The organism is Mesorhizobium sp. M9A.F.Ca.ET.002.03.1.2, assembly GCF_003952365.1.
Classification (GTDB): Bacteria; Pseudomonadota; Alphaproteobacteria; order Rhizobiales; family Rhizobiaceae; genus Mesorhizobium.
In genome coordinates this window covers 6232503-6258421 of the sequence record NZ_CP034443.1, presented here as the reverse complement: position 1 = coordinate 6258421, position 25919 = coordinate 6232503, and the positions used below count along the sequence as shown (strand labels likewise).

General features: G+C 61.6%; 27 protein-coding genes. 11 read left to right on the top strand and 16 right to left on the bottom strand.

Annotated features, from left to right (window positions below; genetic code table 11):
- Positions 1-2: 2 nt before the first annotated feature.
- The 6 genes from EJ066_RS30455 to EJ066_RS30430 form a co-directional block, all read right to left on the bottom strand.
- A complete protein-coding gene (locus tag EJ066_RS30455) occupies positions 3-1382 on the bottom strand; it encodes an amidohydrolase (RefSeq protein ID WP_126043575.1) in 1380 nt (459 codons plus the stop codon).
- A gap of 1 nt (position 1383) precedes the next feature.
- On the bottom strand, positions 1384-2043 hold the full coding sequence (locus EJ066_RS30450; protein WP_065011385.1) for a glutathione S-transferase family protein: 660 nt from the start codon (positions 2041-2043) through the stop codon (positions 1384-1386).
- Complete coding sequence (locus tag EJ066_RS30445; RefSeq protein ID WP_126043574.1) at positions 2040-2885, bottom strand: aromatic ring-hydroxylating dioxygenase subunit alpha; 846 nt, start codon at positions 2883-2885, stop codon at positions 2040-2042. The genes EJ066_RS30450 and EJ066_RS30445 overlap by 4 nt, the downstream gene beginning before the upstream one ends.
- A complete protein-coding gene (locus tag EJ066_RS30440; RefSeq protein WP_126043573.1) occupies positions 2882-3532 on the bottom strand; it encodes a Rieske (2Fe-2S) protein in 651 nt (216 codons plus the stop codon). The genes EJ066_RS30445 and EJ066_RS30440 overlap by 4 nt, the downstream gene beginning before the upstream one ends.
- 160 nt (positions 3533-3692) lie before the next feature.
- On the bottom strand, positions 3693-3962 hold the full coding sequence (locus EJ066_RS30435) for an acylphosphatase (protein WP_126043572.1): 270 nt from the start codon (positions 3960-3962) through the stop codon (positions 3693-3695).
- A 1158-nt stretch (positions 3963-5120) separates the two neighbouring features.
- Positions 5121-6089, bottom strand: coding sequence for an MBL fold metallo-hydrolase (locus EJ066_RS30430; protein ID WP_126043571.1), 969 nt, complete (start codon positions 6087-6089; stop codon positions 5121-5123).
- A gap of 140 nt (positions 6090-6229) precedes the next feature.
- On the opposite strand from EJ066_RS30430, the gene EJ066_RS30425 reads away from it, so the two are divergent.
- Entirely contained in the window at positions 6230-7150 is a 921-nt protein-coding gene (locus EJ066_RS30425; RefSeq protein ID WP_126043570.1) for a LysR family transcriptional regulator, read from the top strand.
- A 308-nt stretch (positions 7151-7458) separates the two neighbouring features.
- Here the strand turns inward: EJ066_RS30425 and EJ066_RS30415 are convergent, their stop codons facing one another.
- The 5 genes from EJ066_RS30415 to EJ066_RS30395 all read right to left on the bottom strand — a co-directional run bounded on the left by EJ066_RS30415 (position 7459) and on the right by EJ066_RS30395 (position 11135).
- Positions 7459-7932, bottom strand: coding sequence for a DoxX family protein (locus EJ066_RS30415; protein ID WP_126043569.1), 474 nt, complete (start codon positions 7930-7932; stop codon positions 7459-7461).
- Positions 7929-8723 (bottom strand): DNA-binding domain-containing protein, encoded by a 795-nt coding sequence (locus tag EJ066_RS30410; RefSeq protein ID WP_126043568.1) that lies wholly within the window; start codon positions 8721-8723, stop codon positions 7929-7931. The genes EJ066_RS30415 and EJ066_RS30410 overlap by 4 nt, the downstream gene beginning before the upstream one ends.
- Positions 8710-9735 carry a DUF692 domain-containing protein gene (locus EJ066_RS30405; protein WP_126043567.1) on the bottom strand — a complete coding sequence of 342 codons (1026 nt, stop codon included), beginning with the start codon at positions 9733-9735 and terminating at the stop codon, positions 8710-8712. The genes EJ066_RS30410 and EJ066_RS30405 overlap by 14 nt, the downstream gene beginning before the upstream one ends.
- A 42-nt stretch (positions 9736-9777) precedes the next feature.
- Positions 9778-10047 carry a DUF2282 domain-containing protein gene (locus tag EJ066_RS30400; protein ID WP_126043566.1) on the bottom strand — a complete coding sequence of 90 codons (270 nt, stop codon included), beginning with the start codon at positions 10045-10047 and terminating at the stop codon, positions 9778-9780.
- 209 nt (positions 10048-10256) lie between these two features.
- The gene (locus EJ066_RS30395) at positions 10257-11135 is read right to left on the bottom strand and encodes a hypothetical protein (protein ID WP_126043565.1); all 879 of its coding nucleotides are present in this window, start codon (positions 11133-11135) and stop codon (positions 10257-10259) included.
- 175 nt (positions 11136-11310) lie between these two features.
- On the opposite strand from EJ066_RS30395, the gene EJ066_RS30390 reads away from it, so the two are divergent.
- The 5 genes from EJ066_RS30390 (at position 11311) to EJ066_RS30370 (ending at position 15363) form a co-directional block, all read left to right on the top strand.
- A complete protein-coding gene (locus EJ066_RS30390) occupies positions 11311-11649 on the top strand; it encodes a hypothetical protein (RefSeq protein ID WP_348629277.1) in 339 nt (112 codons plus the stop codon).
- Positions 11650-11890: 241 nt separating this feature from the next.
- Positions 11891-12805 (top strand): LysR family transcriptional regulator, encoded by a 915-nt coding sequence (locus EJ066_RS30385; protein WP_126043564.1) that lies wholly within the window; start codon positions 11891-11893, stop codon positions 12803-12805.
- Between the two features lie 191 nt (positions 12806-12996).
- Positions 12997-13497 carry a cupin gene (locus EJ066_RS30380; RefSeq protein WP_126043563.1) on the top strand — a complete coding sequence of 167 codons (501 nt, stop codon included), beginning with the start codon at positions 12997-12999 and terminating at the stop codon, positions 13495-13497.
- A gap of 92 nt (positions 13498-13589) precedes the next feature.
- Complete coding sequence (locus EJ066_RS30375) at positions 13590-14792, top strand: MFS transporter (protein WP_126043562.1); 1203 nt, start codon at positions 13590-13592, stop codon at positions 14790-14792.
- A 127-nt stretch (positions 14793-14919) separates the two neighbouring features.
- The gene (locus EJ066_RS30370; RefSeq protein ID WP_245455246.1) at positions 14920-15363 is read left to right on the top strand and encodes a DUF302 domain-containing protein; all 444 of its coding nucleotides are present in this window, start codon (positions 14920-14922) and stop codon (positions 15361-15363) included.
- Positions 15364-15426: 63 nt separating this feature from the next.
- On the opposite strand, the gene EJ066_RS31575 is transcribed toward EJ066_RS30370, so the two are convergent.
- Complete coding sequence (locus EJ066_RS31575) at positions 15427-15588, bottom strand: hypothetical protein (RefSeq protein WP_189644403.1); 162 nt, start codon at positions 15586-15588, stop codon at positions 15427-15429.
- Positions 15589-16010: 422 nt separating this feature from the next.
- On the opposite strand from EJ066_RS31575, the gene EJ066_RS30365 reads away from it, so the two are divergent.
- The 5 genes from EJ066_RS30365 (at position 16011) to EJ066_RS30345 (ending at position 21628) form a co-directional block, all read left to right on the top strand.
- The gene (locus EJ066_RS30365; protein ID WP_126043560.1) at positions 16011-16793 is read left to right on the top strand and encodes a 3-hydroxybutyrate dehydrogenase; all 783 of its coding nucleotides are present in this window, start codon (positions 16011-16013) and stop codon (positions 16791-16793) included.
- 26 nt (positions 16794-16819) lie between these two features.
- On the top strand, positions 16820-17977 hold the full coding sequence (locus EJ066_RS30360; RefSeq protein ID WP_126043559.1) for a patatin-like phospholipase family protein: 1158 nt from the start codon (positions 16820-16822) through the stop codon (positions 17975-17977).
- A 45-nt stretch (positions 17978-18022) separates the two neighbouring features.
- Positions 18023-19417 (top strand): NAD(P)/FAD-dependent oxidoreductase, encoded by a 1395-nt coding sequence (locus EJ066_RS30355; protein ID WP_126043558.1) that lies wholly within the window; start codon positions 18023-18025, stop codon positions 19415-19417.
- Between the two features lie 18 nt (positions 19418-19435).
- Positions 19436-20782: an NAD(P)/FAD-dependent oxidoreductase gene (locus EJ066_RS30350; protein ID WP_126043557.1), complete on the top strand. Its 1347-nt coding sequence runs from the start codon at positions 19436-19438 to the stop codon at positions 20780-20782.
- 141 nt (positions 20783-20923) lie between these two features.
- Complete coding sequence (locus tag EJ066_RS30345) at positions 20924-21628, top strand: peroxiredoxin-like family protein (RefSeq protein ID WP_126043556.1); 705 nt, start codon at positions 20924-20926, stop codon at positions 21626-21628.
- Here EJ066_RS30345 and EJ066_RS30340 read toward each other — a convergent pair.
- From EJ066_RS30340 to EJ066_RS30325, 4 genes are all read right to left on the bottom strand, one after another.
- Complete coding sequence (locus EJ066_RS30340) at positions 21612-22517, bottom strand: LysR family transcriptional regulator (RefSeq protein WP_126043555.1); 906 nt, start codon at positions 22515-22517, stop codon at positions 21612-21614. The genes EJ066_RS30345 and EJ066_RS30340 overlap by 17 nt on opposite strands.
- Positions 22518-22864: 347 nt before the next feature.
- A complete protein-coding gene (locus EJ066_RS30335) occupies positions 22865-24064 on the bottom strand; it encodes a mandelate racemase/muconate lactonizing enzyme family protein (protein ID WP_126043554.1) in 1200 nt (399 codons plus the stop codon).
- A 9-nt stretch (positions 24065-24073) separates the two neighbouring features.
- Entirely contained in the window at positions 24074-24400 is a 327-nt protein-coding gene (locus EJ066_RS30330; protein WP_126043553.1) for an NIPSNAP family protein, read from the bottom strand.
- Positions 24401-24502: 102 nt separating this feature from the next.
- Positions 24503-25861, bottom strand: coding sequence for a mandelate racemase/muconate lactonizing enzyme family protein (locus EJ066_RS30325; protein WP_126043552.1), 1359 nt, complete (start codon positions 25859-25861; stop codon positions 24503-24505).
- Positions 25862-25919 lie beyond the last annotated feature (58 nt).

Here is a 25919-nt window from a genome sequence, read left to right as displayed (position 1 = left end):
TTCTAGAATTCCACGGTCGCGAGCGCCGCCTCGGCTTGCGCGAACAGGCTTACCTCGTCGAGCCCCGGGAACTCTCCCCTGGCCCAGACGATGCGGCCGTTGATCATCGTCATGTCGGTCGGCGTGCCGATGCCCACCTTGGCCAGCAGGCTCAGCGGATCATGCCGCGTGCCGACATAGTCCATGCGCCGCGTGTCGATGGCGAACAGGTCGGCGGCCATGCCGGGCGACAGCCTGCCGATGTCGCCGCGCCCGAGCAGCGCAGCGCCCCCGGTCGTCGCATAGCCAAGGAAATCGGCCGGCGGCGGCACCGGATGCGCACGTGTCGAGGCCGACAGGCATTGCAGCATGTAGGCGGAATGGATGCAGTGCATCAGATTGGAATTGTCGTTCGAGGCGGCGCCGTCGCAACCCAGGCCCACACTGAGCCCGAGGGCCGACATCGCCGGTATGTCGGTGATTTCGGCGCCGACAAGATAGACCGGCTCCGGGCAGTGCGCGACGCCGGTGCCGCTGGCGGCCATCTTGCGCAGCTCGTCATGGGTCAGCTCCCAGCAATGGGCATAGAAGGCATCGGACCCGCAGAAGCCTATCTCCGCGCAATAATCCACCGTGCGCAGGCCGTGGCGGGCCTGCATGACCGGGCTTTCGCCCTCGCCGACATGGGTATGCATGCGCACCTTGCGGTCGCGCGCCAGCGCCACCGATTCCACGAATGTCTCGCGATAGCAGTTGACCGGCTGACAGGGCGCGACGACAACCTGGCGCATGCTGAAGCGACCGGCATCATGATAGGCGTCGATCAGCCGGGCGCAGTCGGCGATGAACTCGTCCGTCGTTTCCAGCATGGCGTCGGGGATGGTCGAGCCTTCCGATTTCGGCAGCGTGTTGCCGCCACGTCCGGCATGGAAGCGCATGCCGAGCAGTTCGGCCGCCTCGAACTGCCGGTCGATCAGCCTTTTGCCGGCATGCCGCGGAAAGCAGTACTGATGGTCGAATGCCATCGTGCAGCCGTGCTTTATCAACTCCGCCATGGCTGTGACTGATGCGTGGTAGAAGCACTCCTCGGTCAGCTGCGAGAAGATGGGATAGATGCGGTCGAGCCATTCGATGACCGACAGCTTCGTCCAGTCCAGATCGGCGCGGTTGCGCACGAAGCACTGAAAGAAGTGGTGATGGGTGTTGACGAGGCCGGGATAGACGAACCAGCCGGCGGCATCCTGCGCGACAGTTCCGGCAGGCAGCTCCCCCTTGTCGAGGCCTTCGCCGATGGCCCGTATCGCCGGGCCGTGGGTCAACACATCGACATTGCGACGGACGCGCGGACCGTTGCCATCGTCCACGATGACCGCAGCGCAGTTCTTCAACAGATAGCCCGCCACGTCAGGCCTCGCCTACTTCTGGGACGGGCTCGGGTCTGAGCTCGTGCAGCCGGTGGATGCCGGGCATCTCGATGAAGCCGTCGAGACCGCGGATCGCCCGCGACCATAGCCGGATCGCGGGATAGGGATCGAGCGAGACGCCGCCGTCCGGCGCCAGCGCCACATAGGGAAAGCAGGCGATGTCGGCGACAGTCGGCCGGTCCGACGCGAGGAAGCGCTGGCCGCGGATATGCTGTTCGACGAGGCCGGCTTCCATCTCCCGCAGGGCCGTTGTCCCCTGTCCCTGAAGGACATCGATATTGCCCGGACGCAGCAGCATCTCATGCAGGCGCGCCGCCCCCAAGCTGGCGGTCAGCCGATGCGAGAAGGAAAGCCATTGCTGGACGCGCGCCGCCTCTCCGGCGGTATCGCTGCCCAGCCATTGCGGCGCCGCCTGCGCTGCGAGGTAGACCAGCATGGCCGAGGATTCGGTCAGGACGAGGTCGCCATCCTCCAGGATCGGGATCGAACCCGCCGGGTTGAGCGCCATGAGTTCGGGACCGCGATGCTCGGCACCGGGATGGAAGTCGACGGGCCGGATGTCGAGCTTCACCCCGGCCAGCGCAGCCATCAGGCGCGCCTTGTAGCAGCTCGGCGACAGCACGTAGTCGTAGAGCTTCATTGCGCCACCAGTTGCGCGCCGTAGGTGTAGCCATGGCGCTTCAGCCAGCGCCGGTAGGCAACCGAGGTGAGGTCGGCTCGCGTGGGAATCTCCATGCCGGGATCGAGCGGCAGCAGCCCCGGAATCTGGTTTTCCAGGATCGATCGGTCCTGGACGAAGATCGTCTGCTGGAAATGGATCAGGTCTGTCATCGGCGTCTCGTCGTCGAACAGCGCCATCCATGGCCACACGTCGCACAGGTCTTCGGCAAGAGGCTGCACGAAAAGCGTGATGACGTCCCATTCGCCCGGGCGCGGCGGACAGGTCTTATAGAGGATCGAGCAGGTCGGCGCGGGCACGCGATACATGTATTCCGTGGTTATGCCGCCTTCCGCCGACTTGGCGGCCTGCGGCTGGTAGAACCTCACCTGGGTCGCCCAAACCTCGTCCTCGTCCTCGCGGATCTCGACCTTGTAGTTCTGGACCTCCGTATGCGGTTCGGCCCCCAATATGTCGGTATGGACGAACGGAAAATGCGCAATGTCCAGGAAGTTCTCTACCGCGCGCAACGGCGAGCAGCGCACGCGAACCACCCCGACATCGACGAGCCGGCGGCCAGGCTGATCGGCCTCGGGGATCGCAAACAGCGCCTTTTGCGGGTTGCCGGGCGACGACCAGACATGGCCATAGCGCACGCAGATCGGCAGGGCACGTCCGCCGCCGCCCGTGACCTTGGCGTTTCCGTCGTCGCCGAGCCGCACCTCGATCGCTTCGCCCATGAGGGCCGTCTTGCGCCCCTGCGCATCGAGCTGGCTGGCAAGGCCGACTGGATACCATTCGTCGATCATCGCGTTGCGGGTCATTTGGCGACCCTGTCGCGCCGAATGCCCTCGGCCACGCGCCGCAGCGTTTCGGCGGCCCGCGACGCGGCGATCCGCTCGGTCGGATTGCTGTCCTCGCCCACCAGAACATGCATGAGCGTCCGCGCTTCCCCTTCGGAGGCAAGCAGCAGGCGCAGGGTCCGGCCATTGTGGAAATGGTCGAGCAGGCCTCCCTCGGCCTTCGCGCCCGCGGCCGCCTCCAGCGCCGCGACGTCCGCCTCCACCATCATGGAGCGCAACGGGGCAAGGCCGTCGAGCCGCGGCGGCAGGGCAGCGGCTTCGTCGACGGCAATCCATATGATACCGCCGCTGTCCTCGACCGCCTGGGTCGCGACGCGAATCGTCTCCGGCGGCGCCAGCCCCGGATGGGCCGGGATGCGCAAGCAGTTTCCCGCCTGGGCGTAGCTCCAGCCGTGATAGATGCAGGACAGGGCCTCACCGCGCACGAAGCCATGGGAAAGGCGCATGCCGCGATGAGGGCATCGGTCGGCAAAGGCCGCCGTACGGCCGGAGCGGCTTCGCCAAAGGGCAATCGGTCCGACTGGGGATTGCGCCGGCATCACGGTTCCCGCCGGCAAGTCCGCAGAGAGGGCTACTGGCATCCATGAGCCGGTCGGATAGGGTGGCATACGTCAACTTTCAAACGACATCAGCATCTTCCCGAGCACAGCTTCGCGGTCAAGGGATTTGCTAATAAGCCCGGTCACGTTTGCACAATATTTCCTCACTGACAATAATGCCTAAAAAAGCGGCATTACGTCTCCCAGGCAAGGCCACCGGCTTCAAAGCCTAGCTCGATTCGTTGTCGATCGGCGTCCGGCAGATAGCCTCGACCCAGACATCGATTGGTCCAAGGGAGCATCCCATCTCCATCATATCGATCAGTTCCGTCGGACCGGCGACGTCGAGCTCGATCCAATCGGGACCGGCGACGCATATGGCCTGCGCGAGCCCGAGCTTGGCGGCATGACGCTCGATCCACGGTAGAAAGGACGCCGCTTCGACATCGCCGAGGATCGTCATGCGCTCGCGCCGGGAATATCGATTTTGCTCGCTCATAGAAAACCTCGGCAATGAAACACATATATATCTGTCTATCTACATTGTGCTCAATCGCTGAAGCACCTGACCAAGCGCCATTAACAGGCCGTGGTGGTGGGGCTTGTGATCCCTCAATCCTCTATGACGTCCGCAAATTTTCTTCTGTGAGCGAGTTTCTGTCGCAACGCGCCAACGGGAGTTATCATTGAAGGCATCTGTTTTTGAGGGCGTCGTCACGCCAGACCTGAAGTCGAAGATGGGAATGACCGCTATGTGCGGGTTTATCCCCAAGATCGACAGACAGGTTTCGGTCAAACTGGTCGCGCTCACGACCTGGTCAATATGCCTTCATCGACACTTTTGTGGGACAGGACAGAGACACCGTTTGTGTTAAACTAGTCCTCTTCCTGATCCTTAGGTTCGCCAGACCAGACGAGAGAATACGAAGGAAATGGGTTGGCGAACCAGCTGCTATCATATTGATTCTCCATAAAGAACATTGTCCCTCCGGGCCCACCATAACGTTAAACATCAATCATTTACATCTACTTCTTCACAAGCAGATGCAATAATCTCCGCCAACGTCTTAGCGTTCCAATGAAACTGGTTGAGCCTTTGCCCGTCAATCTCTCCTTCTCGTCGAAAGCACTGGACGCACACCTACCTCAGGAATTCTGGCTTCGGAATACCTCTCTGCGATGCGTGCGGTGATCGGCGGCAACGACGTGCAAAAAGGCGGGTCTTAACCCGATGGAGCCCTCGTGCCGGCCGTCGTCGACGATCGTTCTCCATTTTCCATTATCTGTGTCCGAAACGCAGGCCAACCTTTCCCCCTTTTTCATGAATGACCTGGCCCGTCTGCGGGCCGCGCCCTGTAGAAGCAGGCGCGGCGCCATCGGTCACGACGAGTGGTTGTCATTGCCAGGCTTGCCGTCGAACTCGACCCTTACAACGACCAGGCTGCGCAAACCTGACCAACTGCGCATGGCCGGATGCTCCCACAATATTTGAACGCGGGTGAAGGGGTGTTTGGCGCAGACCGCTGAATGCACCGGCATAAAGAAAGAACTGTATCGAAGGCTCGCCCGATCTGGCTATGTCAGCGCATCGCATGTCGGACGCCAGAACTTGATGATGTGGACGCAGACGCGTCAATTCACGCGCTGACTTCTGCCACTACAGTTCATAGACCCATTCGGCCGCCACGAAGCGATAGGCCTGGCCGTCTCGCGCGACATGTCCGAAACCGGGGAACGGCAAATGCATTCCGGCGATCAGCATCCGGTCGGCAGCGACCCGGTCGAGCGTCCGCTTGCGCGTTTCGGCGGCCAGTTTGGAATCGACATCGAAGGCAATGCTCCAGTCCGGGCGGGCGAACTGATAGGTCGCCATATGCACGACATCGCCCCAGATGAACAGCGCGTCGCTGCCCGATTCGATGATGAAGCCGGCATGACCCGGGGTGTGGCCGGGCAACGACACGGTGCGAATCGAGCCGACCGCCTCGCGCTCGCCGTCCACTTGCCGCAGGCGGTCCGCATAAGCGGCGGCAGCCTGGCGTGCCCCGATAAAGAACGGCTTCGCCTCGTCCGGCGCTTGGTTCATGTTCGCGTCGTCGTGCCAGAAGGCGTAGTCGGTGGCGGTGACGACGAGCTCTGCATTGGGAAATAGCGCCTCGCCGGCGGACGTCAGCACGCCGTTGATATGGTCGGGATGCATGTGGGTGATCAGCAAAGTGTCGACCCGGTCCGGAGCGACGCCTGCAGCCTGCATAGCTGCCGGAAGACGGCCGAGCGCCGGGCCGTTGCTGTCCGACATACCGGCGTCGATGAGCACCAGCCTGTCGCCGAGATTGACGAGGTAGGCATTAACGGGGGTGCGGCGCGGTCCGGGCTTATTGAAGCTGGCCTCCGCCAGTCGCTCCGCCTCGGCGTCGACGAGCCCGATGAAAAGCTCCGATTTAATGTCGATATAGCCGTCCAGCAGCGCCGTGACCTCGATCGAACCCACCTTGCGGCGCAGCGCGCCAAGGGTAGGGGCTTGGGCCAGCGGCGCGCGGGCCAGTGCCGGAACGGAGGCGCCGGGTAGAAGGGCGCCGCTGGCAAGGCCGGCACTGGCGAGAAAATGACGGCGGGAAAGCGTCATGGCATCATCTCCGGTTGGGGATCGTAGAGGCTCCGGGCAGAGCAGGACAGGTCTATTTCATAGGCTTAGCTTTTTGAACTTGCCGATTTCTTATAGGAGCTATTATTCTTGCTTATTAATCGCGACAGGGAGTTGTCATCATGGACCGCCTGACGGAGCTAACCAGCTTCATACGCGCCTCCGAAGCCGGCAGTTTCTCGGCAGCGGCACGCGAACTGGGCTTGAGCCAGCCGGCCGTCAGCCAGCAGATCCGCGCACTGGAAAAGCGCCTCGGCGTCCGGCTTTTTGACCGCACGACCCGTTATGTCTCTCCGACGGAAGCCGGCCGACGCTATCTGGATCGTGCCCGTGACATCGTCGAGCGCCTCGATGAGGCGGACCGCAGCGTCGGTTGCCTCGAATCAAAGATGTGCGGACGTCTTGCGGTCGGCGCGCCGGCCAGCTTCGGTGCCGGTGTGCTCGGCAACTACCTCATCGAGTTCAAGCGCGCCTATCCGGAACTGATACTAGACGTGGCGCTGACCGACAGTTTCGTCGACGTAATCGCAGAGAGGCTCGACGTTGTGATCCGAATGGGGACTATCGATGATGACCGGCTGATCGTGCGCAAGCTGGGTGTGATGGAGCGACGCCTCGCGGCAACGCCGGACTATCTCGATCGGATGGGCCGGCCGCGGTGCCCACAGGATCTTGCCGACCATGACTACCTGCTTTACGCCCACATCACGACGCGCGAGATCGTGCCGCTCACCAGCCCAGGCGGCGAGAGGGCCGAGGTGCGGATTCGGCCAGCAATGTGCTCCAACAATTCGCTCCTTAATCAGCAGGCACTGCTGTCTGGCCTCGGCATCGGCCTTGGGCACAAGCTGATACTCGACCCGCTTGTCGCCCAGAAGCGGCTCGAATATGTGCTACCAGATTGGCATTACGCGCCGCATCACGTGCACGCGGTTTATCCCTCCAACCGCTTCATTCCGTTGAAGGTCAGGCGGTTCGTTGACGGCTTCTCTGATCACCTCGCCGCGATGGGTGCGTTCATCAGTGGCGCGTGCCATGGATAGGGTTCGACGTCGTCACGATGTTCCAGCCAGCCCGTCCGCCGCTGATGTGGTCCAGCAACGCAAAGCGCTGATGCCGACGCCAATCCCGCGACGTCGGAAGGCATTTATGTTTTCCTGGGCAACAATGAGAACGCTCTGGAAGTGCCGGCGCCAGGGACTTCGCGGGCAGCGTTTCGCACGCGCCGATGTTAAGGTCAGCGGCGTTCAGCGCGAGCAGCGCAGGCTGCCGCCGGCCAACCGCTGCTAACAACCGTGCCAGCTTCACGTGACACCACTGCCTCCAACGCGGAATTTTAGTTGCGGTTTTCTTACTTGCTCCGGCCGAGGATCCGGTCGGCAAAGTAGTCCAATGAGAAGACGCCGGCGCCCCGTGCCAGCACGATAAGCAACAGCGAAGCCCACAGCAGATGCTCGGCCCAATTTTCCGGGAAAACGAAGATCTGGATGACCGATACGACACCGAGCAGTATCAGTGCGGCGACGCGGGAGAATAGTCCCAGGAAAAGCAGAACCGACCCGGTGATCTCGGCAGTCGTTGCCAGCGGCGCTGCGATCGTCGCATCGATGAACGGCAGATTGTATTCGTTTGCGAAAAGCTGCAGCGTCACCGGCCAGGATGCCAGCTTCGTCTGAGCGGACTGCCAGAAGACATGCGCGACCGCTATGCGGGCGGCGAGCTGAACGAGTGAGAATGGTATGCGCTCCGGCAGTTTGATCAGGCGTCTGTAGAAACCAACCAAGGCAGCCGGCGTGGACGGGGTGTATTGCGGTATCGCGGTCATGTTTGTCTCCATGAGGTTGAGAGGGATGGAATGCGCACTTCGGTGACCAGCCCGTCGCCGAACAGACGCACGAGCGCGGACACGAGATCGAACTCCGGGTCGAGTGCTAGGGCGCGCATCGTGGCGTGTTCCAGGCCGAGGCCGTGCTTTAGTGAATGCCGGAAAGCAAAATTCGCGCGATCGAGGAGAACCAGTCGGACACTCTCACCGGACCGCCACAACGCCACGCGCTCGGGACGCCTCTTCCAGGCGCTGTGCTGGTCGAACCCCGTCTCATGCTGATGCGCTGTCCATACGGATAGGATCGACCAGTGCGAAACGATCAGCCGCAGGGATGGCTGCAGCACGAGATTGGGCGAGGGCCCCAGATCGGTGCCGTCATATTCCGAGAGGGTGCGGGGTGGATGCGAGGCCGCGTCGAGCGCTTCGGCAATGGCCCATTCCAGCCGGGCCGTCTCGGCTACGACCGGCATGTCTGACAGCGTGTCGATGGTCTTCAGGAAGCGCGGGAAGCCGGCACCATAGCGCGCGAGCCGGGACTCCACCGGCGGATGCCGTCGAATGAACTCGCTTGCCACGAAACGAAAGAAACGTTCGTCGACCAGGCGAACCGTGACGGGAAAAACCGCCATCAGCACCGCGGTAAGCGAGCTGCGCGTGTTGTTCTGATAGATGCGCAGGCGGGCCAACGGATCGGCCTTGCCGGCGGTCAGCGTTTTCGCGGTGATTGACGTCCCCAGGTTCAGCACCGAGCGCGCCATGGTGGTCTGGAGAAGCTCAAGCGGCAGCATGGTATCGTTCCTTCATCGGCGGCGACGCAACGGGCGTGGCCCGTGCTGCCTTGGCGGCGGCAAATGCCGCCAGCACGGGCATGCCTGTTCTCATTTCGCTTTCGAAAGAGGGGAGGGCGGACCGCGGCTTGATCGCTACGGCCTGCCTGGAGGCCTGCTTGCGGTTGAACATGATCGAAGCGGACAGCATGTCGGCCCACATCGCTTCGCCTAGCAGCACATCGAGAACCGGGACATCGGTGTCCCATTCGATCAGCGTCGGGCGCGGTCCGAGCCGGTCGATGGCATGCTGATAGAGCATCCAAACGACCGGCGGCACGCGTGAGCCATGATCGTCGATAAGCACGGTGTCGGCTCCGACCTGATTGGTCGCATGGCCGGCAAGGTGGATCTCGCCGATGGAATCGGCCGGCAGCGCATCGATGAAGGCTTTTGCATCATATTGCAGGTTGTGCGCCGAGACCTGGACATTGTTGACGTCCAGCAGCAGACCGCAGCCTGTCCGTGACACGAGTTCGGCCAGGAACTCTGCCTCGTTCATCGAAGAGTCCGCAAAGGCGACATAGGCGGACAGATTTTCTATGAGCACGCGCCGCTTCAGCGTGTCCTGGACAGTCTGCACATTGCGCGCGACGATCGCCAGCGCCTCTTCATCGTAGCGCAGCGGCAGCAGGTCGTTGAGATAGGCGCCGTCGGCGACGCTCCAGGCGAGATGCTCCGAGACGAGATCTGGCTGGAATCGTTCGCAGACCTTGCGCAGCCTTTGGAGATGGTTGTGATCCACGCCCCTTGCGCTGCCAAGGGAGAGGCCAACGCCATGCACCGACAGCGCATAGATCTGGCGCAGCCGTTCCAGGGCCTCGACGCCGGCGCCGTCTCCCATGTAGTTCTCGGCGTGAACCTCGAGCCAACCCGCGGAAGGGCGCCGGGTCAGCATCTCACCGATGTGAGGCGAGCGAAGACCGATGCCTGCCGTTGGGGGGATCGCGAGGGGCTGAAATGCACGGGTCATCGGTCTGCTCCTTCCAAAGGGTTGGCTCGAAGTCTGAATCGCTCAGGCTTTCGCCTTGTCGCTGCCGCCGGTGATCTTCGCGCAGCTGCCCTCGGGCACGTAGAGCCACGAATCCGGCTGGTTATCGGCGGTGGAGGTGCCGGCGCATGAATGCGTTGCGGTCTGGCAGTCGTTCTGGCCAGCCTTGACGACGCCGTAGCACTTCTCGAAGGCGAAGTTGGGCTGATCGGCGGGGCCGCTATAGGCGGCCGTGGCGGCCAGCGAAGTGGCGGCCGCGAGGGCCGATCCGATGAGGGCTTTGGTGTTGATCACAGTCGTGTCTCCTGTTTGCGTTTCGAGGGAAAGACTGACCTTGCGGCCTGTCTGCAAGCAGTGTCCCCGATCAGACGGCCGAGCTGAAATGCTGTCTCGGCATGGATTTGATACGCATCGCTCTGTGTACGAGCGGCAAAGAAAAAGCCCTTCGGCGGGGAACCGGAGGGCTTGGCGCTTGCATTCGTGAGTGGGCGAAGCAGGCGCGACTAGGCGGGAGGGAGGCGCCTAGATGTATCGTTTTTTCTGTCGACCGTGGGGCGTTCGTCCACAAGGCGATGATCGCGCAGAAGCCAATCCTCGGCTCGTTCCCGCCCTCTGTCACGCCTGTCGGTTAGCTCGCCCCAGTCGGTCCAGCACCTTGTGAACAGCGCTGCACCAGCCCGGTGCTGGCGGTCGAATATCGTGTGGGTCAGCGGGGGCTTCGGCGCGCCATGATTGGCGGCGAGGTTGCGATCCGCGCACTGCGTCGTGAACCCTGAAGGCTTGCCGGCGATGATCAGCAGATGGCCGGCTTCAACCGACCGCACCTGCCCCAAGGCCGCAAGGTCGCCGTCGCCCCAATAGGTGTCGCCGTCGATCTCAATGGCCGGGAAAAGGAATGGGATTGTGGCCGCCGCCACGATCGCGTCGATTGACACTTGATCGCCTGAGAACACCCTCACCGCATCGGTGCGGGCGTTCGAAGCCAAAATGCTGAGTTTCACAGGGCAGCCTTTGTTGCGGAGCTCGGCAATGTCGATTGACTGTTCCAGTATCGATCGCAGCGGATTGGCTTTGTTGGTTGCGAACATCGACACGTGGGCGACGCGTCGCCAGAGGTTGACGAGTGCCATGCGTGCGCCACGTCGACCGGCCAGAGCCAGGCCATAGGCCAGAACCGCCGCCTCTATCGCGCCGAAACCGGATGCGGTGATGCTGCCGAGGTAAAGGTCTGGCTCATCGAGCAAGCGGTCGAGCACGCCCCAGACAAAAGCCCCGTGCGCATCGCTTGCCAGGACGATGTCAACGGGATGCCCCTGTTCCCTCGCGGGTTGTGCGGCGGCAATGACCGCCTTGTTGATCTCGGTCCTGGTCTCGACATGCATTTTAGTCTCCATCCCAAAACGCCTAGCCAGGCGTGTTTGATGGAGAGACTGCCTGATCATCCCATCGCGGCGAAATGCCAAGGTGGCATGAACTCCATGCGCAGATGGCATTGGCCAGTCGGCCGCCGATTGCAGCAAAGTCTATCTCGGCAAGGAGGAACCACAGAGTTTTAAATTGCTGCCGGTCACTACTACGGTCGTCGATGGACGACTGTTCAACCCCAGAGAAGGGTCTACCATGACTATCAAAGCTATTTGCCTCGGCGCTTTTGCACTTTCCGTCCTCGGCGGCGTTGCGTTTGCCGGCGCGCTGGACGAGCCGTCCAACATGCAACCCTTCTACGCTGACGTCAGCATGAAGACGATGAAGTCGGATACAGAGTTCAAAGCAGCCTGGAATGCGATGTCGAAGGACAAGCGGAACGCGATGAAGAAGGAATGCAATGACGCGGCGATGAGCAAGCCGTATGCCGAGTTTTGCGTCAAGGTCCATCAGCTTGGCGGCAACAGCTAATCGCCGCTTGGTCCTTTTTGGCGCAATACCAGCATGATGGCGAGCAAATGCTCGCCATCATTGTTTTCAGGTCAGCCTGAGCGGGGCTCCAGCCGTAGCGAAATGATCCGCACCTTGACTTCAGAAAGATCATGACGCGCCGCTATCGACTTTATAGCAGCAGTGCATTGGCACGACGCGACGCTTTGCGGCAGGGTCCGAAGCCAGCATTTGAACCATATGCAGTTCGGGGACAATCGGCATGGACATCCATCACATCCGCTATTTTCTTGCAGTCTGCGAGACACGAAATTTCACGCGCGCCGGCGAAAAATGCAACGTCACCCAGCCTGCACTCTCCCGCGCAATCCAGCAGCTTGAGGAAGAGGTCGGCGGCTTGCTTTTTCGCCGCGAGCGAAACCTCACCCATCTCACAGATCTAGGCGTTCTGCTGCGACCCCGTTTCCAGCAAATCCTCGATGAACTGACCGGCGTTCGGCAGGAGGCATCAAGGTTTCTCTGTCTGGAAAATGCGAATCTCAAGGTTGGTGTCATGTGCACCATCGGTCCGCGCCGGTTCACTGGTCTGCTGGCCGAGTTCAGCAGACGGCAGCAGGGCATCCAGCTGCAGCTTGTCGAGGGCGTGCCCACCTCACTTTCGCAATTGCTCGAATCGGGTGAAATCGATGTTGCCATCATGGCATCGAGCGACAGTTTTCCCGAACGCTTCGACGTGACGCCGCTTTATCGCGAGCGCTTCGTCCTGGCATTGCCCAACGGCCATAGACTGGCCCGCAACGACAATGTTTCCATTTCCGAACTCGACGGGGAAAACTACCTCAGGCGTCTCAACTGCGAGTATCGCGATCACCTCGCCGGACTTTGCAGCGATCGCGGCGTAAAGCTCAGGATTTCCTACGCCAGCGAGCGCGAGGACTGGATCCAGAACATGGTCTCCGGAGGCCTCGGAATTTGCTTCATCCCGGAGTTCAGCGCGGTGATCCCGGGCTTGCAGGTCCGGCCTGTCGTCGACCCCGAGGTTTGGCGGGAAGTATGCTTGGTTGTCGTGGCAGGACGAAGATTCTCGCCGGCCGCTTCGGCCTTCGTGAGCAGCGTCAAGGCACATGGCTGGCCGATGAGCGCCATGCCATTGGCAGTCCACAAGACAGCGGCCTGAAGCATAGCCGAAGACTTTTTCGTTCTCGCCACGTGCTTCTCGCACCTCCTATGCGTCGCCATGTGTGTAACCATAGTTTTCAGCTATGGAATTGAGAGCCAGGCAGCATTTCTCTTTCTTTGCGGATCTCGTCACTCTCCTCGTCATGCCCCGCCTCCCGCGTTTGGGCACCGACAAAGGAGAAATACAACATGGCTACCAAGACAATTGCATTGCCGGCGCCGCTGACCCTCGCGCTGACGCTCGGACTTCTTACTGCAACCGCTGCATTTTCCGTTGCCCCGGCCTTTGCCGGCGACTGCCCTGCGGACCAAGCTGCCACGACTGATATCCAGGAGCATCCGAGCAAGCCAGTAGGCGTTACCGACGATGTCCTTTCCGCGATCGATCTGAGCCCGAAGGGCGAGGCCTGGAAAGGCAACATGCTGCGCCTGCGCAAGCTTGTCGTGCAGCCCGGCGGTGTCGTGCCCTGGCACGAGCACACTGTTCGTCCCGCCAACATCCTCGTCGTCGAAGGCTCAATCACCGAATACAGCAGCACCTGCAAGGTGGGAATTGAGCACCAGGCCGGCGACGTGAGCGTCGAATTCGGCCAACTCGCCCATTGGTGGAAGAACAATGGCAAGGTCCCGGCGGTGCTCTATTCCGCCGACATCCTGCCGCCGGCAATGCGCGAAGACCACACAATGTGAGTCACGCATTGCGATGACCGTTTCCTAGCATCAGCAACTGAAAGCGCGTCCTCAGGTAATCACCTGGGGACGTGCGGCCACGGAGTCCTGCTATGACGACAAGTGAACAGACCGAACCAACGCGGCTGCGGATGGTTGCCGCTGACAGTTGGCGCTTCGGTATTATTGCCGTGATTGCCTTCCTGACACTTGTCGATCTCTTCGCCACCCAGGCCATCTTGCCGTCGCTGGTGATAAAGTTCGGTGTCAGCCGCGCGACGATGGGCTTTGCCGTCAATGCCAGCACTTTCGGCATGGCCGTGGCCGGAATTGCGGTGGCGCTTTTTGGCAGGAACCTCGATCGCCGCAACGGCATCTGGATCAGCCTTGCGGTGCTAGCGATACCGACGACGCTGCTGTCACAAACAGACAGCATCGTCGCCTTTGGCCTGCTCCGTGTCGTCCAGGGCTTGTGCATGTCGACCGCATTCACGCTGACGATGGCCTACCTGGCCGAGCATTTTTCCGCGCGGCAGACGACAGGTGCGCTTGCGGCCTATGTGACCGGCAATGTCGCCAGTAATTTCTTCGGACGGCTTATGTCGGCCGCCGTCGCCGATACGCTTGGCATCTCCACTAACTTCCTGATGTTCGCCGCCCTCAATCTGAGTGGCGCGGCTCTTGTCTGGCTCACGCTGCAGAAGGCATCCGTAATGATGCGCGCCGACGCGATAGGCGAGCCTGCCCGCGCGGCCTGGAAGGGCCCGCTGAAGAACGTCGAGCTGCGCGCCTGTTTCGCGATCGGCTTCCTGATCCTCTTCGTCTTCATAGGCACTTTCACCTATGTCAACTTCCAGCTCGTCACCGCCCCGCTATCGCTGTCGCCAATGGCGCTGGGACTGGTGTATTTCGTCTTCCTGCCTTCCATGCTGACCACGCCGCTCGCCGGGCGTCTCGCTGCGGGCCTCGGCCCAAGGATCGGCATCGGTGCAACGCTTACGCTGGCGATCCTGGGTTTGCTTCTGCTGCTCACGACCAGCCTTCCCATTGTTCTCGGCGGGATGGCGCTGGTCGCTATTGGCACCTTCCTGGCGCAGGCAATAGCGACAGGACACGTCAGCCGAACGGCCTCGCGCGATCGCACCGCCGCAAGCGGCATCTACCTTGCTTCCTACTATACAGGCGGGCTCGCCGGCAGCTTCGTGATCGGACAGATCTACGACCGGATCGGCTGGACCGCATGCGTGGCCGTGCTCGCCGCGGTCCTCGCCGGCGGGATCGGGGTCGCGCGGTCGTTGAAGTCGCCGACCGCCTGACGATCGGGAGAACGTCGACTACAAGGCGACCTTCAGGCGAGAATGAACAGAGATATCAGGGCAATAGCCAAAATTCACGCACCCCAGAAAACCAAAGGAGACCAACATGACCATCTACCTGAAAACCATGATTGCCGGCGTCGCCATGCTGATGGCGGTCATCGTCCCAGCCGCCGCTTCAGACGGCGTCGTCACGGTGAAGAGCGACTATCCCGTCGCCGAAACCGTTGCCCGTATCGAGAAAGACGTCCGCAAGAAGGGCATCATGTTCTTTGGCGTCATCGACCAGGCAAGGCTTGGCAAGGACGCTGGCAACGATGTCATGCCGTCGTCGCTGGTCATGTTCGGCAATCCGGCGCTCGGCACGACCTTCATCACATCGAACCCCGAAGCCGGTCTCGACTGGCCGGTGCGCGTGCTGGTCTACCAGGCCGCAGATGGTTCGGTTTACGCCGCCTACAGCGATTTCGACTGGATAGCCAAGCGTCATGGCATCACCGACCGCGCCGCGCAGTTCAAGATGGCAACCGAGGTCATCCAGTCTGTGACCTCGACGATCAGGAAAAACTGAGCGCGGATTATGTGCCGAAGATCCGCCGACCGCACGCGAGGCAGGTTGTTTGGCGCCGCAAGGCTACTCGGCGGCGGACAGTGCCGTAGTCCGCTCGCCGATCCACCTCTTCTGAGTGGCTTCGCGAACCAATGCGCCAACCGCTGGTGAATGCCTGCGGCCGCGCGCGGCGACGAGATTGACCTCGCGCCGGAATTCCGGATGCCTGGCCGAGTGTTCCGGCATGAAGCCAAAACCAGCCCGACCCCGATCATTGCAAGTGTCCAATCGTCCCGATCGCTCCAGCATAGGGGACTCACGGTGACGCCCTGTTCGGCGCGGATGGCGTCCGCGTAGCCCGTGAAACTCGCAATTGTTGCGGTGGATGTGGCTTTCGTGGCTGATCTCTCTCACCCGCACGACGCGCTCGGTTCGATCTTATTACCTGCCCCTAACGTCAAACGAGCCGAGGCGGCTGGTCCGCCGGCGTTGCCGTCGCCGAGCTGACGATCTGACCGTCAGCTATCGAATCCATGTCTCAACGGCATTTCCGCTGCTTCGAGTGGCTCGCCATACTTGACCCAGAATTCAGACCGTGGGCGCGGAGATCCGTTGCTCGCTGCCGATTGCCGGCCGTCAGGCCGCAGCTCCAACCGAAGGAAGCGACAATGCTCAAAGGAAAGACAGCACTTATCACGGGTTCGACCAGCGGCATCGGCCAGGGCATTGCCGAAGCCTTCGCGGCCAGGGGTTGCAACATCGTTCTGAACGGCTTCGGCGACGCTGATGAAATCGAGCTCCTCAGGGCAAAGTTTGCAGCCGACCATGGGGTGACCGTCCGCTACGACGATGCGGACATGAGCAGGGGCGACGCGATCACGGCGATGATGGACAGGGCAATCGCCGAGTTCGGGGCAATCGACATCTTGGTCAACAATGCCGGCATTCAGCACGTCGCGCCGATCGACGACTTCCCGATTGAGAAATGGGAGGCGGTCGTGGCGATTGATCTGATGTCCTCGTTCTACACGATCAGACGCGCTCTTCAGGCAATGAAGGAGCGCAGATGGGGCCGCATCATCAACGTTGCCTCGGCACATGCCCTGGTCGCTTCGCCTTACAAATCCGCCTATGTCGCCGCCAAGCATGGGGTCGCCGGCCTGACCAAGGCGGTTGCGCTGGAAGTCGCCGAGCAGGGCATCACCGTCAATGCCGTCTGTCCCGGATACGTGCTGACTCCGCTTGTCGAGAAGCAAATACCGGATACGGCGAAGGCACGCGGGATTACCGAACAGCAGGTGATCAAGGACGTGCTTCTGGCTGCCCAGCCGACCAAGCAGTTCGTGACCGTGGCCGAGGTAGCGGCGCTCTGCGTGTTCCTGGCCTCGGACGACGCGGGCTCGATCACTGGCGCCATCATGCCGATCGAAGGCGGCTGGACCGCTCATTGAACGCCCGAATGAGGAGCGACAAAGCCATGAACAGGATCTCCCGAAATCTCTCAACGTCAGACCCGGTGACTGAGCCGAGCCGGATCGCCGATGGTCCGGTCCAGCGCCAGACCGTGTTGGTGCTGCAGGGTGGCGGCGCTCTCGGAGCCTATCAGGCCGGCGTCTACCAGGCGCTCGTCGAAGGCGGGATCGAACTTGATTGGGTCATCGGCACCTCGATTGGCGCCATCAACGCAGCGCTGATTGCGGGAAACGAGCCGCAAGACCGCCTGCCAAGGCTGCGGGAGTTCTGGGACAGCGTCAGCCGGAGCAGCCCGCTCGACGAGTTCTTCCAGATGATGCTTCCAAGCAACGTCTTCGCCAATGTGGGCACAGTCGTGCGAGGCATACCGGGCTTTTTCGAGCCGAACCCGAGCGCGCTGCTCGGGGTGAACCGGGAGGTGGGTGTCGAAAAGGCATCCTACTACACCACCGATCCGCTGAAACGGACTCTCGGCAACCTGATCGATTTCGACTACCTCAACCGGCGCCACACGCGCCTGACCGTCGGCGCCGTGAACGTCAACACCAGCGAACTCAAGTATTTCGACAGCCGAGAGATGACGCTGTCGCCGGCGCACATCATGGCCTCTGGCGCCTTGCCGCCGGCCTTTCCGGCGGTCTGCATCGATGGAGAGCCCTACTGGGACGGCGGCATCTACTCCAACACGCCCATCGAGGTTGTGCTGGACGCGCGTCCACGGCGCGATGCGCTGATCTTTGCGGTCAACATGTGGCAACCCCGCGGCACGGAGCCGAAGTCGATCTGGCAGGTCATGGGACGGCAAAAGGATCTTCAATACGCCAGCCGCGGCAAGAGCCATGTGGCGCGCCAGGAGCAATTACATCGTCTGCGCCACGTCGTGCGCGAAATGGGAAAGCTCGTCCCTGAGGAGCGGCGCGAGGATCCACTGTTCAAGGAACTCGCGTCCTATGGCTGCCCGTCGGTCATGCACCTGGTGAGGCTGCTTTCACCACGCCTCGACGGCGAAGACCACACCAAGGACATCGACTTCACCCGCGCAGGCATCCGCACGCGCTGGCAGGCAGGATACGAGCATGGGCTGCGCGTTCTCGCGGAGAAGCCTTGGGAATGCGACGTCGACATGCTGCAAGGCATCGTGGTCCACGAATCGCAAGAGTGATTTGTTCGAGCGCGGCGTCGCCGAGGAAAGAAACGGAGAATACCGATGCAGATCATCACTCCGGGAATGCGGCTGGTTCCGGAAGCCGTGCTCGCCAACAACGCCGCACTTTTCCGCGCGTTGCAGGAGACACCATCCCATGCGGATAGCTCGCTGCACCGCGTGATCATCGTCGGTGGCGGTGCGGGTGGACTGGAACTGGCGACGCACCTCGGCCGAAAGTTCGGCAAGCGGCGGCTTTCCGTCACGCTTGTCGACCGCAATCGCACCCATATCTGGAAGCCACTTCTGCACGAGGTGGCGTCTGGGGCATTGAGTGCGTCGAACGATGCGGTGGAATACATCGCCCATGCCAGTCGCCACCACTATCGATATCGCATCGGCGAGGTTGTCGGCATCGACCGCGCCAAGCGTCAGGTCTTTGTCGCGCCCAGCTTCGACGACGATGGCAGGCAGATCATACCGCCGCGTGTGCTGGGCTACGATACGCTGGTGTTGGCCGTCGGCAGCGTTAGCAACGATTTCGGCACACCAGGGGCGGCTCGTCACGCAATCGCGCTCGATACGGCGGATCAGGCCGCCCGATTCAACAAGCGCATGATAGACGCATGCCTGCGCGCCAACGCGCAATACGAACAGCTGTCGCCAAGCCAACTCCATTGCGTCATCGTTGGTGCCGGGGCAACCGGCGTCGAACTGGCGGCGGAGCTGCACAAGTCGATGCGGGAAATTGCGTCGCACAACCTCGACAACATCGATTTCGAAAGGCTGATCCGCATCACCATCGTCGAGGCGGCGCCGCGCATCTTGCCGGCTTTGCCGGAACACCTTGCGGTCGCTTCGGCACATCTGCTTCATGACCTCGGCGTCCAGATACGGTGCGGGGTCAAGGCCACCGAAGTGACGGAGGACGGCATCAGGCTTGGCGAGAAGCTGTTTGTGCCGGCCGAACTCGTCGTGTGGTCCGCCGGGATCAAGGCGCCGGATTTTCTGAAAAGACTCGATGGCCTCGAGACTGACCGCATCAACCGCCTGGTCGTGGATGAGACGCTGCAAGCCAGAGGAGACGAAAACGTGTTTGCGATCGGCGACTGCGCGAGCTGTGTCCTGCCCGGCGAGAACAATCCCTTGCCGTCGCGCGCCCAGACAGCCCATCAGCAGGCTGATCACCTGGTCAAGGTGATTGCCGCGCGTCTCAAGGGACGGGCCGTGCCGGAATTCCGTTACCGCGACTATGGATCCCTTGTTTCGCTCGCCGACTACGGCTCGTTTGGCAGCCTGATTGGTGGGCTGAGGATCGAAGGTCTGCTTGCCCGGCTGATGTATCGCTCGCTCTACAAGATGCATCTCACGGCGGTGCACGGCTTTGCGAAGGCCGCGCTGGATTCGATTGGCGAGGTGGTGGCGAGGCGCACCAGACCCCGGATCAAGCTCCATTGAACATGTGCAGGTGGCGCGATGGAAAAATATGATGTGGTGATCCTCGGCGGCGGCAATGCCGGGATGGGTGTGACGGTGCCCACGCGCGCTGCCGGGATGTCAGTGGCCATGATAGAGGCACGCGACCTCGGCGGCACTTGCCCCAATCGCGGCTGCACGCCGAAGAAGGTCCTTGTCGCGGCGGCCCATGCGCTCCATGAGATCGAACGGGCCGATCGGCACGGGATCACGATCGATACCCCGAGGCTCGACTGGCGAGTCCTGATCAAACGCGAAAAGGAAATGGTCCGCGACATTCCGTCCCGCCTGTCCGGATTGATGGCAAAGCGCGGCGTCGATGTCATCTGCGGCGAGGCCGCATTCATCGGCAGCAATGCCATCAGCGTTGACGGCCGCGTGCTTGAGGCCAGGAACATCGTCATCGCAACCGGCTCGAAGCCGCGTTCACTACCGATTCCGGGCGCCGAGCATCTCACGATTTCCGACGATGTCCTGAACGACACGGTGCTGCCCCGCGCAGTGGTTTTCGTCGGCGGCGGCGTCATCGCCTTCGAACTGGGCCACGTCTATGCGCGCGCCGGTGTCGACGTGACAATCCTCGAAGCGCTGCCGCATCTGCTCGGAGGATTCGATGCCGATGCCGTTGCCCAGATCCGTGACGAGAGCGAACGCATAGGCATTCGTGTCCGCACCTTGGCCTGGGTCAAGCGGATCGACAAGGCCAAGGGGCTATTGCGCGTTACCTTTGTGGCGGATGGCGTCGAATGCAGCGTGGATGCGGATAGGGTTGTGAATTGCGCAGGACGTGTCGCCAATGTCGAGGGGCTTGATCTTGGCGCCGGCGTCATCGTGCATCGCGAAGGCCGCATCGAGATCGATGATCACCTGCGCTCGCGTTCCAATCCCGATGTCTATGTCTGCGGCGACGCGCTGTGGAATTCTCCCCAGCTTTCGCCGATAGCGACCTATGAGGGCGGCATCGTTGGCCGAAACATCGTCGATGGGCCGAGACACCGGCCGGACTATGGCCATATACCGGCTTCCGTCTACACAGTTCCGGCCCTGGCCAGCGTCGGTCTGACCGACGCCAAGGCGAAAGAACAAGGACTTGGCGTAAAGGTCCATGTGAATGACATGAAGAACTGGCTATCGGCGACGACCTATGCCGAGACCGTTGCGTGGTCAAAGGTCATTGTCGAGGAGACCACCGACAGGATCGTCGGCGCACACATGGTGGGCCATGCCGGCGAAGAGCTGATCCATCTTTTCGCGCTGGCCATGAAACACGGCATCACGGCATCGCAGCTATCGGACATGGTCTACGGCTTCCCTACTTTCGCCTCGGATGTCAGGAACATGATGTAACGAATTGAGCGGAGGCAGCGAACAGAATATGAACCTCGCTTGTGCTCGATGCACGCAGGACATCGAATCCATGCAAGAAAAGCATGGCCGTGGCCGAGGGGTTTCGATGATAGGCTGCATGCAAGCTATGAAAGAGCAGAAATGGCCGCCGACGACCAGACAATGACACTTGAACAGTCCGTGCAGGCTGCCGTCGAACTCGATGCGCCGTTGAATGAGCGGCTGGAGGTGGTCGCAAGGGCTGTTCGCCGCCTCAACGGCGATTTTGCCGATGCGGTCGACCGCCTGGTGTCACGCTTGCAGGATCAGGGGGCAGGGGCGATGGCGCCGGCGCCTGGCGATCTCATGCCAGCTTTCCTCCTGCCTGACGACAGCGGCAAACTGATCGGATTGACGGACCTCCTGAAGCAGGGGCCGGCGGTAATAATCTTCCAGCGGGGTCACTGGTGCCCTTATTGCCGCTTGAATGCGATCGGGATCGTAGAGGTCCAAGAGGAGATTGCCGCACTGGGTGGCCAAGTGGCGGTGGTCATGCCCGAACGACGCAAATTTGCGAAGGCGATGAAGGCTACGGTAGGTGCCCAGTTTCCATTCCTGACCGACATGGACAATGGCTATGCGCTCTCACTCAACCTCGCTATCTGGGTCGGGGCTGAAATGGAACGGTTGATGGGAGTTGGTTATGATCTCCCTAGCTATCAGGGCAACAGCAGCTGGTTCCTGCCGATCCCGGCGACTTTCATCGTTGGCACGGACGGGCGGATTACAGAGCGCTTCGTGGATCCCGACTACCGCCGGCGAATGGACATCGACGACCTGATTGCGGCGCTCAAGCGGGCTCGCTAACGCCAAATGGCGACCAGTCGGTCGATCGCAACAGGTTGAGCAGCGTCGTGGCGACTGGCGAACGATGCCGGCCAGCGACTGCGTAGACGGCGACCACGCGCGAAATGTCGACATCCCGCAGCTTGAGTCTGCGGACACTCGGCGACCGTGGCGCTGTCGTGGAGACGAAGCCCACGCCGGCGTTGGCCTCCAGCAGGGCCAGTAGGTCGTGGTCAGTCTCGACCTCATGGGCGGCCTGAGGCGTGAAGCCTTTCGCAGCGAGGCGACGCGACAGCTCCTCGCTTGTTTCCCAATCGATCCGGCTGAGCACCGGTTCTCCGGTAAGCTGATTGAGCGCGACATCGGATTCGTTGCGACGGGCCAGCGGGTGATCGGAATTCACCACCAGCTCGATCTCTTCCTGGAAGAGCGGCCAGGTGTCGAGCCGATCCCAAGCTGTCCCCAGCGGGCCGGCAACTGCCAGCTCGACCTCGCCGTTCTTGAGGGCATCGACGACAGCGGTCGGCGAGCCGCGACTGATCTTGAGATGGACTCCGGGATAGGCTCGGAAAAGCTCCGTAAACGGCGAAACCAGCAGAGCAATGTTGACGCTGTTGGAAATAATGACGTTGAGGGGAGCCACATCGCTGCTTTGCACGGCCTTGGCGAGTGACTTGGCGGAAGTGGCTGCATCGTAACACTGCTGCAGCAGGGGCAGCATACGCCGGCCGAGTTCGGTCAGGTGTGAGTGCTGACGCTCACGCCGAAGGAGCTCTCCACCCAACTCGTCTTCTAGTGTCTTGATGGCACGTGTTAGCGCAGGTTGCGTAACGTTGCACTCTTCGGCTGCCCTGGTGAAGTTCAAGGTGCTGGACAGGGCCAGAAAATAGCGGACCTGCTGCATCTCCATGAACTTTCGCCCCCTCCTCAGCGAAATTGTTTATCAGCAATTACGCATATTCGCAGACTACAGCAATGGATCGGTTTCAGCAAAGCGGATGAGCGTCAAAACCAAAGCCACGTACGGTTCAAAAGGCAAGACAATTTGTATCGGCCAACATAGGTAGCAATCGCGCGGGCGAATCAATGTCGGGTTCGGATCAGTTCACGTCGATGCATGCAGGGCGCCTGAAGGTCTGCTTCTGACCATCCGAGCCCCGAAGCTGCCAGTCCGCTTTCGGGCTCGAAACGGTCATTTCCGGATGCCAATTTGCGTGAAGCGGTTCGCGTGGTGCAGGGTGGCGCAAGAAGGATGGTTCAGTCGAAGAAGCCCGCATCCTCTTCCCTGAGATACTTCCTGGCTGCTTCGGCGTCGATATCGAGGCCCAGCCCCGGCGCTTCCAGCAGGTCGATCATCGAATCCTTCACCACCTGTTTGGGCAGGCCGATTACGATGTCGTTCCACCACGGGTCCGAGGCGCTGGGATATTCGAAGGCCACGTAATTGGCGGGCAAGGTGGCGCACACGTTGATCAGCGCGCCGAGGCCTAGCAGGCCGTTCGCGGTGCCGTGCGGTGCCATCAGGATCGAGTGCATGTAGGCGTGCTCGGCGACCCATTTGAGCTCGGCGATGCCACCGATATCGGCAGGATCGGGGCCGATGACGCGCACCGCCTGCGTCTCGATCAGCTCCTTGAAATTATGACGCAGGTAGATCTGCTCGCCGGTATGGATTGGCGTCGAGGTGGAGGTGGTCAGCTCCCGATAGGCCTGCGGATTGACCCACGGCACATAGTCGCCGGTCAGCATGTCCTCGAGCCACATCAAATTGTACTTCTCGACCGCGCGAGCGAACTTGATCGCATCGGGCAGCATCCAGCCCGGGCCGCAGTCGAGCGCCAGGCTGACCTTGTCGCCCAGCACTTCCTTCATCGCGATCACGCAGTCGAGCATGTGATTGAAGCCGCGCTCGCTGATCACGCCCTGATCCATGGCACCGTGATAGCCGGCCTTCTTCTGCGTCACGCCGTAATGGAAGCCCTCGACGGTGTCCTTCATGTTGGAGTGGAACGAGATTCCTTGCTTGATCATGAAGAAGTTCTGCGGCTGCTCCATCATCCATTTGACGTCAGCGGCGTAATCCTCCGGCCGGTCGCCCGTGCGTTTGCGGCGGATCGAGCCGTTATAGACGCGCACCTTGTCGCGCACCTTGCCGCCGAGCAGTTTGTAGGCCGGCACGCCCGCGGCCTTGCCGGCAATGTCCCACAGCGCATGCTCGATAGCGCTGACCGCCGCGCCATAGGGCTTGAAAGAGCCGCGTTGGCGGATCTTCAACATCACCCGCTCGACGTCGGTCGGGTCCTCGCCGATCAGCGCGTCGCGAAAATGCAGGACCCAGGGCTTGAGGTAGGTCTTGGTGAACTCGACTTCGCCCAGGCCATAAAGGCCCTCATCGGTAACGATGCGGACGATTGGGTGCTTGCCGATGACGGCACAGCGAAGGTCGGTGATCTTCATGGCGCAGTCCTATTTCACAGACGAGAAAGCTGTCGGCGTGAGCAGCTGGCTGCTGATATTGGCAACGATCTGCCCGTCGCGCTCAGACTCGTCCCGGGCCCTGTGCCATGCCGGATCGGTGACGAAAGCCGCCCATTTCGCCTCACGCTCGGCCAGTGATTCCCAGGCGAGGAAATAGGTGAGGCGATTGCTGTTTTCGCCGATCGCAGTGGTGAAAAACCCGGCTTGGCGGATGCCATGCCTCTCCCAGATGGCCAGCGTTTGGTCGGAAAAGCGCTTGAGCAAAGCCGGCAGCCTGCCCGGCAGGCAGTCATAGATACGCAGTTCGTAGATCATTGTTTCGTCCGTTTCTTTCTTCGCCTCTCCCTTGGGAGAGGTCGACACGAATGGTCGGTCGTTGACCCTGTGAGCCTTGGGAATGAGGGCAAGGGGGTCTGGCTAACTCCAGGTCCGGTCCCAGCTATATTCATTGTCCCAATGCTCTGTGGATTGCCATATCCCCGTGACACCGGGCTGCAGATGCTGGCTGATCACCTCGTCGACCACATCGTCTATGCCCAGGCCCGGCTTGTCGGGCACGGTGATGAAGCCGTCTTTCACAAGCGGCTTGGGAAGGCCGGTGGCGATGTCGTCCCACCAGTCGACATCGGCGGAATGGTATTCCAGCGCCATGAAGTTTTCGGTCGCGGTCGCCACATGTGCCGCGGCCATCGCGGCGATGGGGCTTTCGGCCATGTGGATCGCCATGGCGACGCCGTGGTCCTGCGCCATGTCGCCGATCTTCTTGGTCTCGAGGATGCCGCCGCTGGTGAGCAGGTCCGGGTGGATAACGGAGAGGCCGCCGCTCTTGAGGAGAGGCTCGAAGCCCTCCTTGAGGTAGATGTCCTCGCCGGTGCAGATCGGTACGGTGGTGGCGTCCTGAAGTTGCCGGTACTGCTCCGTGTACTGCCATGGAATCACGTCCTCGAGCCAGGCGGGAACGTATTTCTCGATACGGCGCGACAGGCGTATGCCGTCCTGCAGCGAGATGTGGCCGACGTGGTCGATGGCGAGCGGGATCTCATATCCGATGACCTCGCGAACCTCGTGGATATACTGCTCGAGCAGGTCGATCCCCTTTTCGGTGAAATGCAGGCCCGTGAACGGGTGCTGCACGTTTTGCGCATCGTAGGCGAGATTGCGGGCCTTGCGCTCTTCGGGCGTGCCGCCCCTGCCGCGCGGATTGGCGTGAAACCCTTCGAGCGCGCCGGCCGGTGCTGTCACAGCGCCCGGGACATGGGCGATCTGCATTAAGCCTAGGTCCATCTTGAGAAAGGTGAAGCCGCGCTCCATGCGCGCCTTGAGGCGCTTGCCGGTTTCGGTGCCGCTCGGCTTCTCCGCATCCGTATCGCAATAGACGCGCACGTGATCGCGAAACTTGCCGCCTAGCAGCTGGTAGATCGGGACGCCGTAGGCTTTGCCGGCGAGATCCCAGAGCGCGAGTTCGACCGCCGACACGCCGCCGCCCTGCCGCCCGTGGCCGCCGAACTGTTTGATGCGGCGGAACAGCCGGTCGATGTCACAGGGATTCTCGCCCAGCAGCCGGCTCTTCAGCATCAGCGCGTAGGTGGCGCTGGCGCCGTCGCGCACCTCGCCAAGCCCGACGATGCCCTGGTTGGTGTAAATCTTGAGCAGCGCTGAGGTGAACGGCGCGCCGACGATTTCGGCTACCCGCATGTCGGTGATGCGAAGCTGGGATGGCTTAGAGTTCGTGCTCACCCGATTGAGCGCCTCGTCGGCCCCATCCGTCTTTGGCATGACTTATCCTCGTTCTGGTAGGCGGGGTTTGTCGCCCGCACGCTGGGCCGGCATAGAG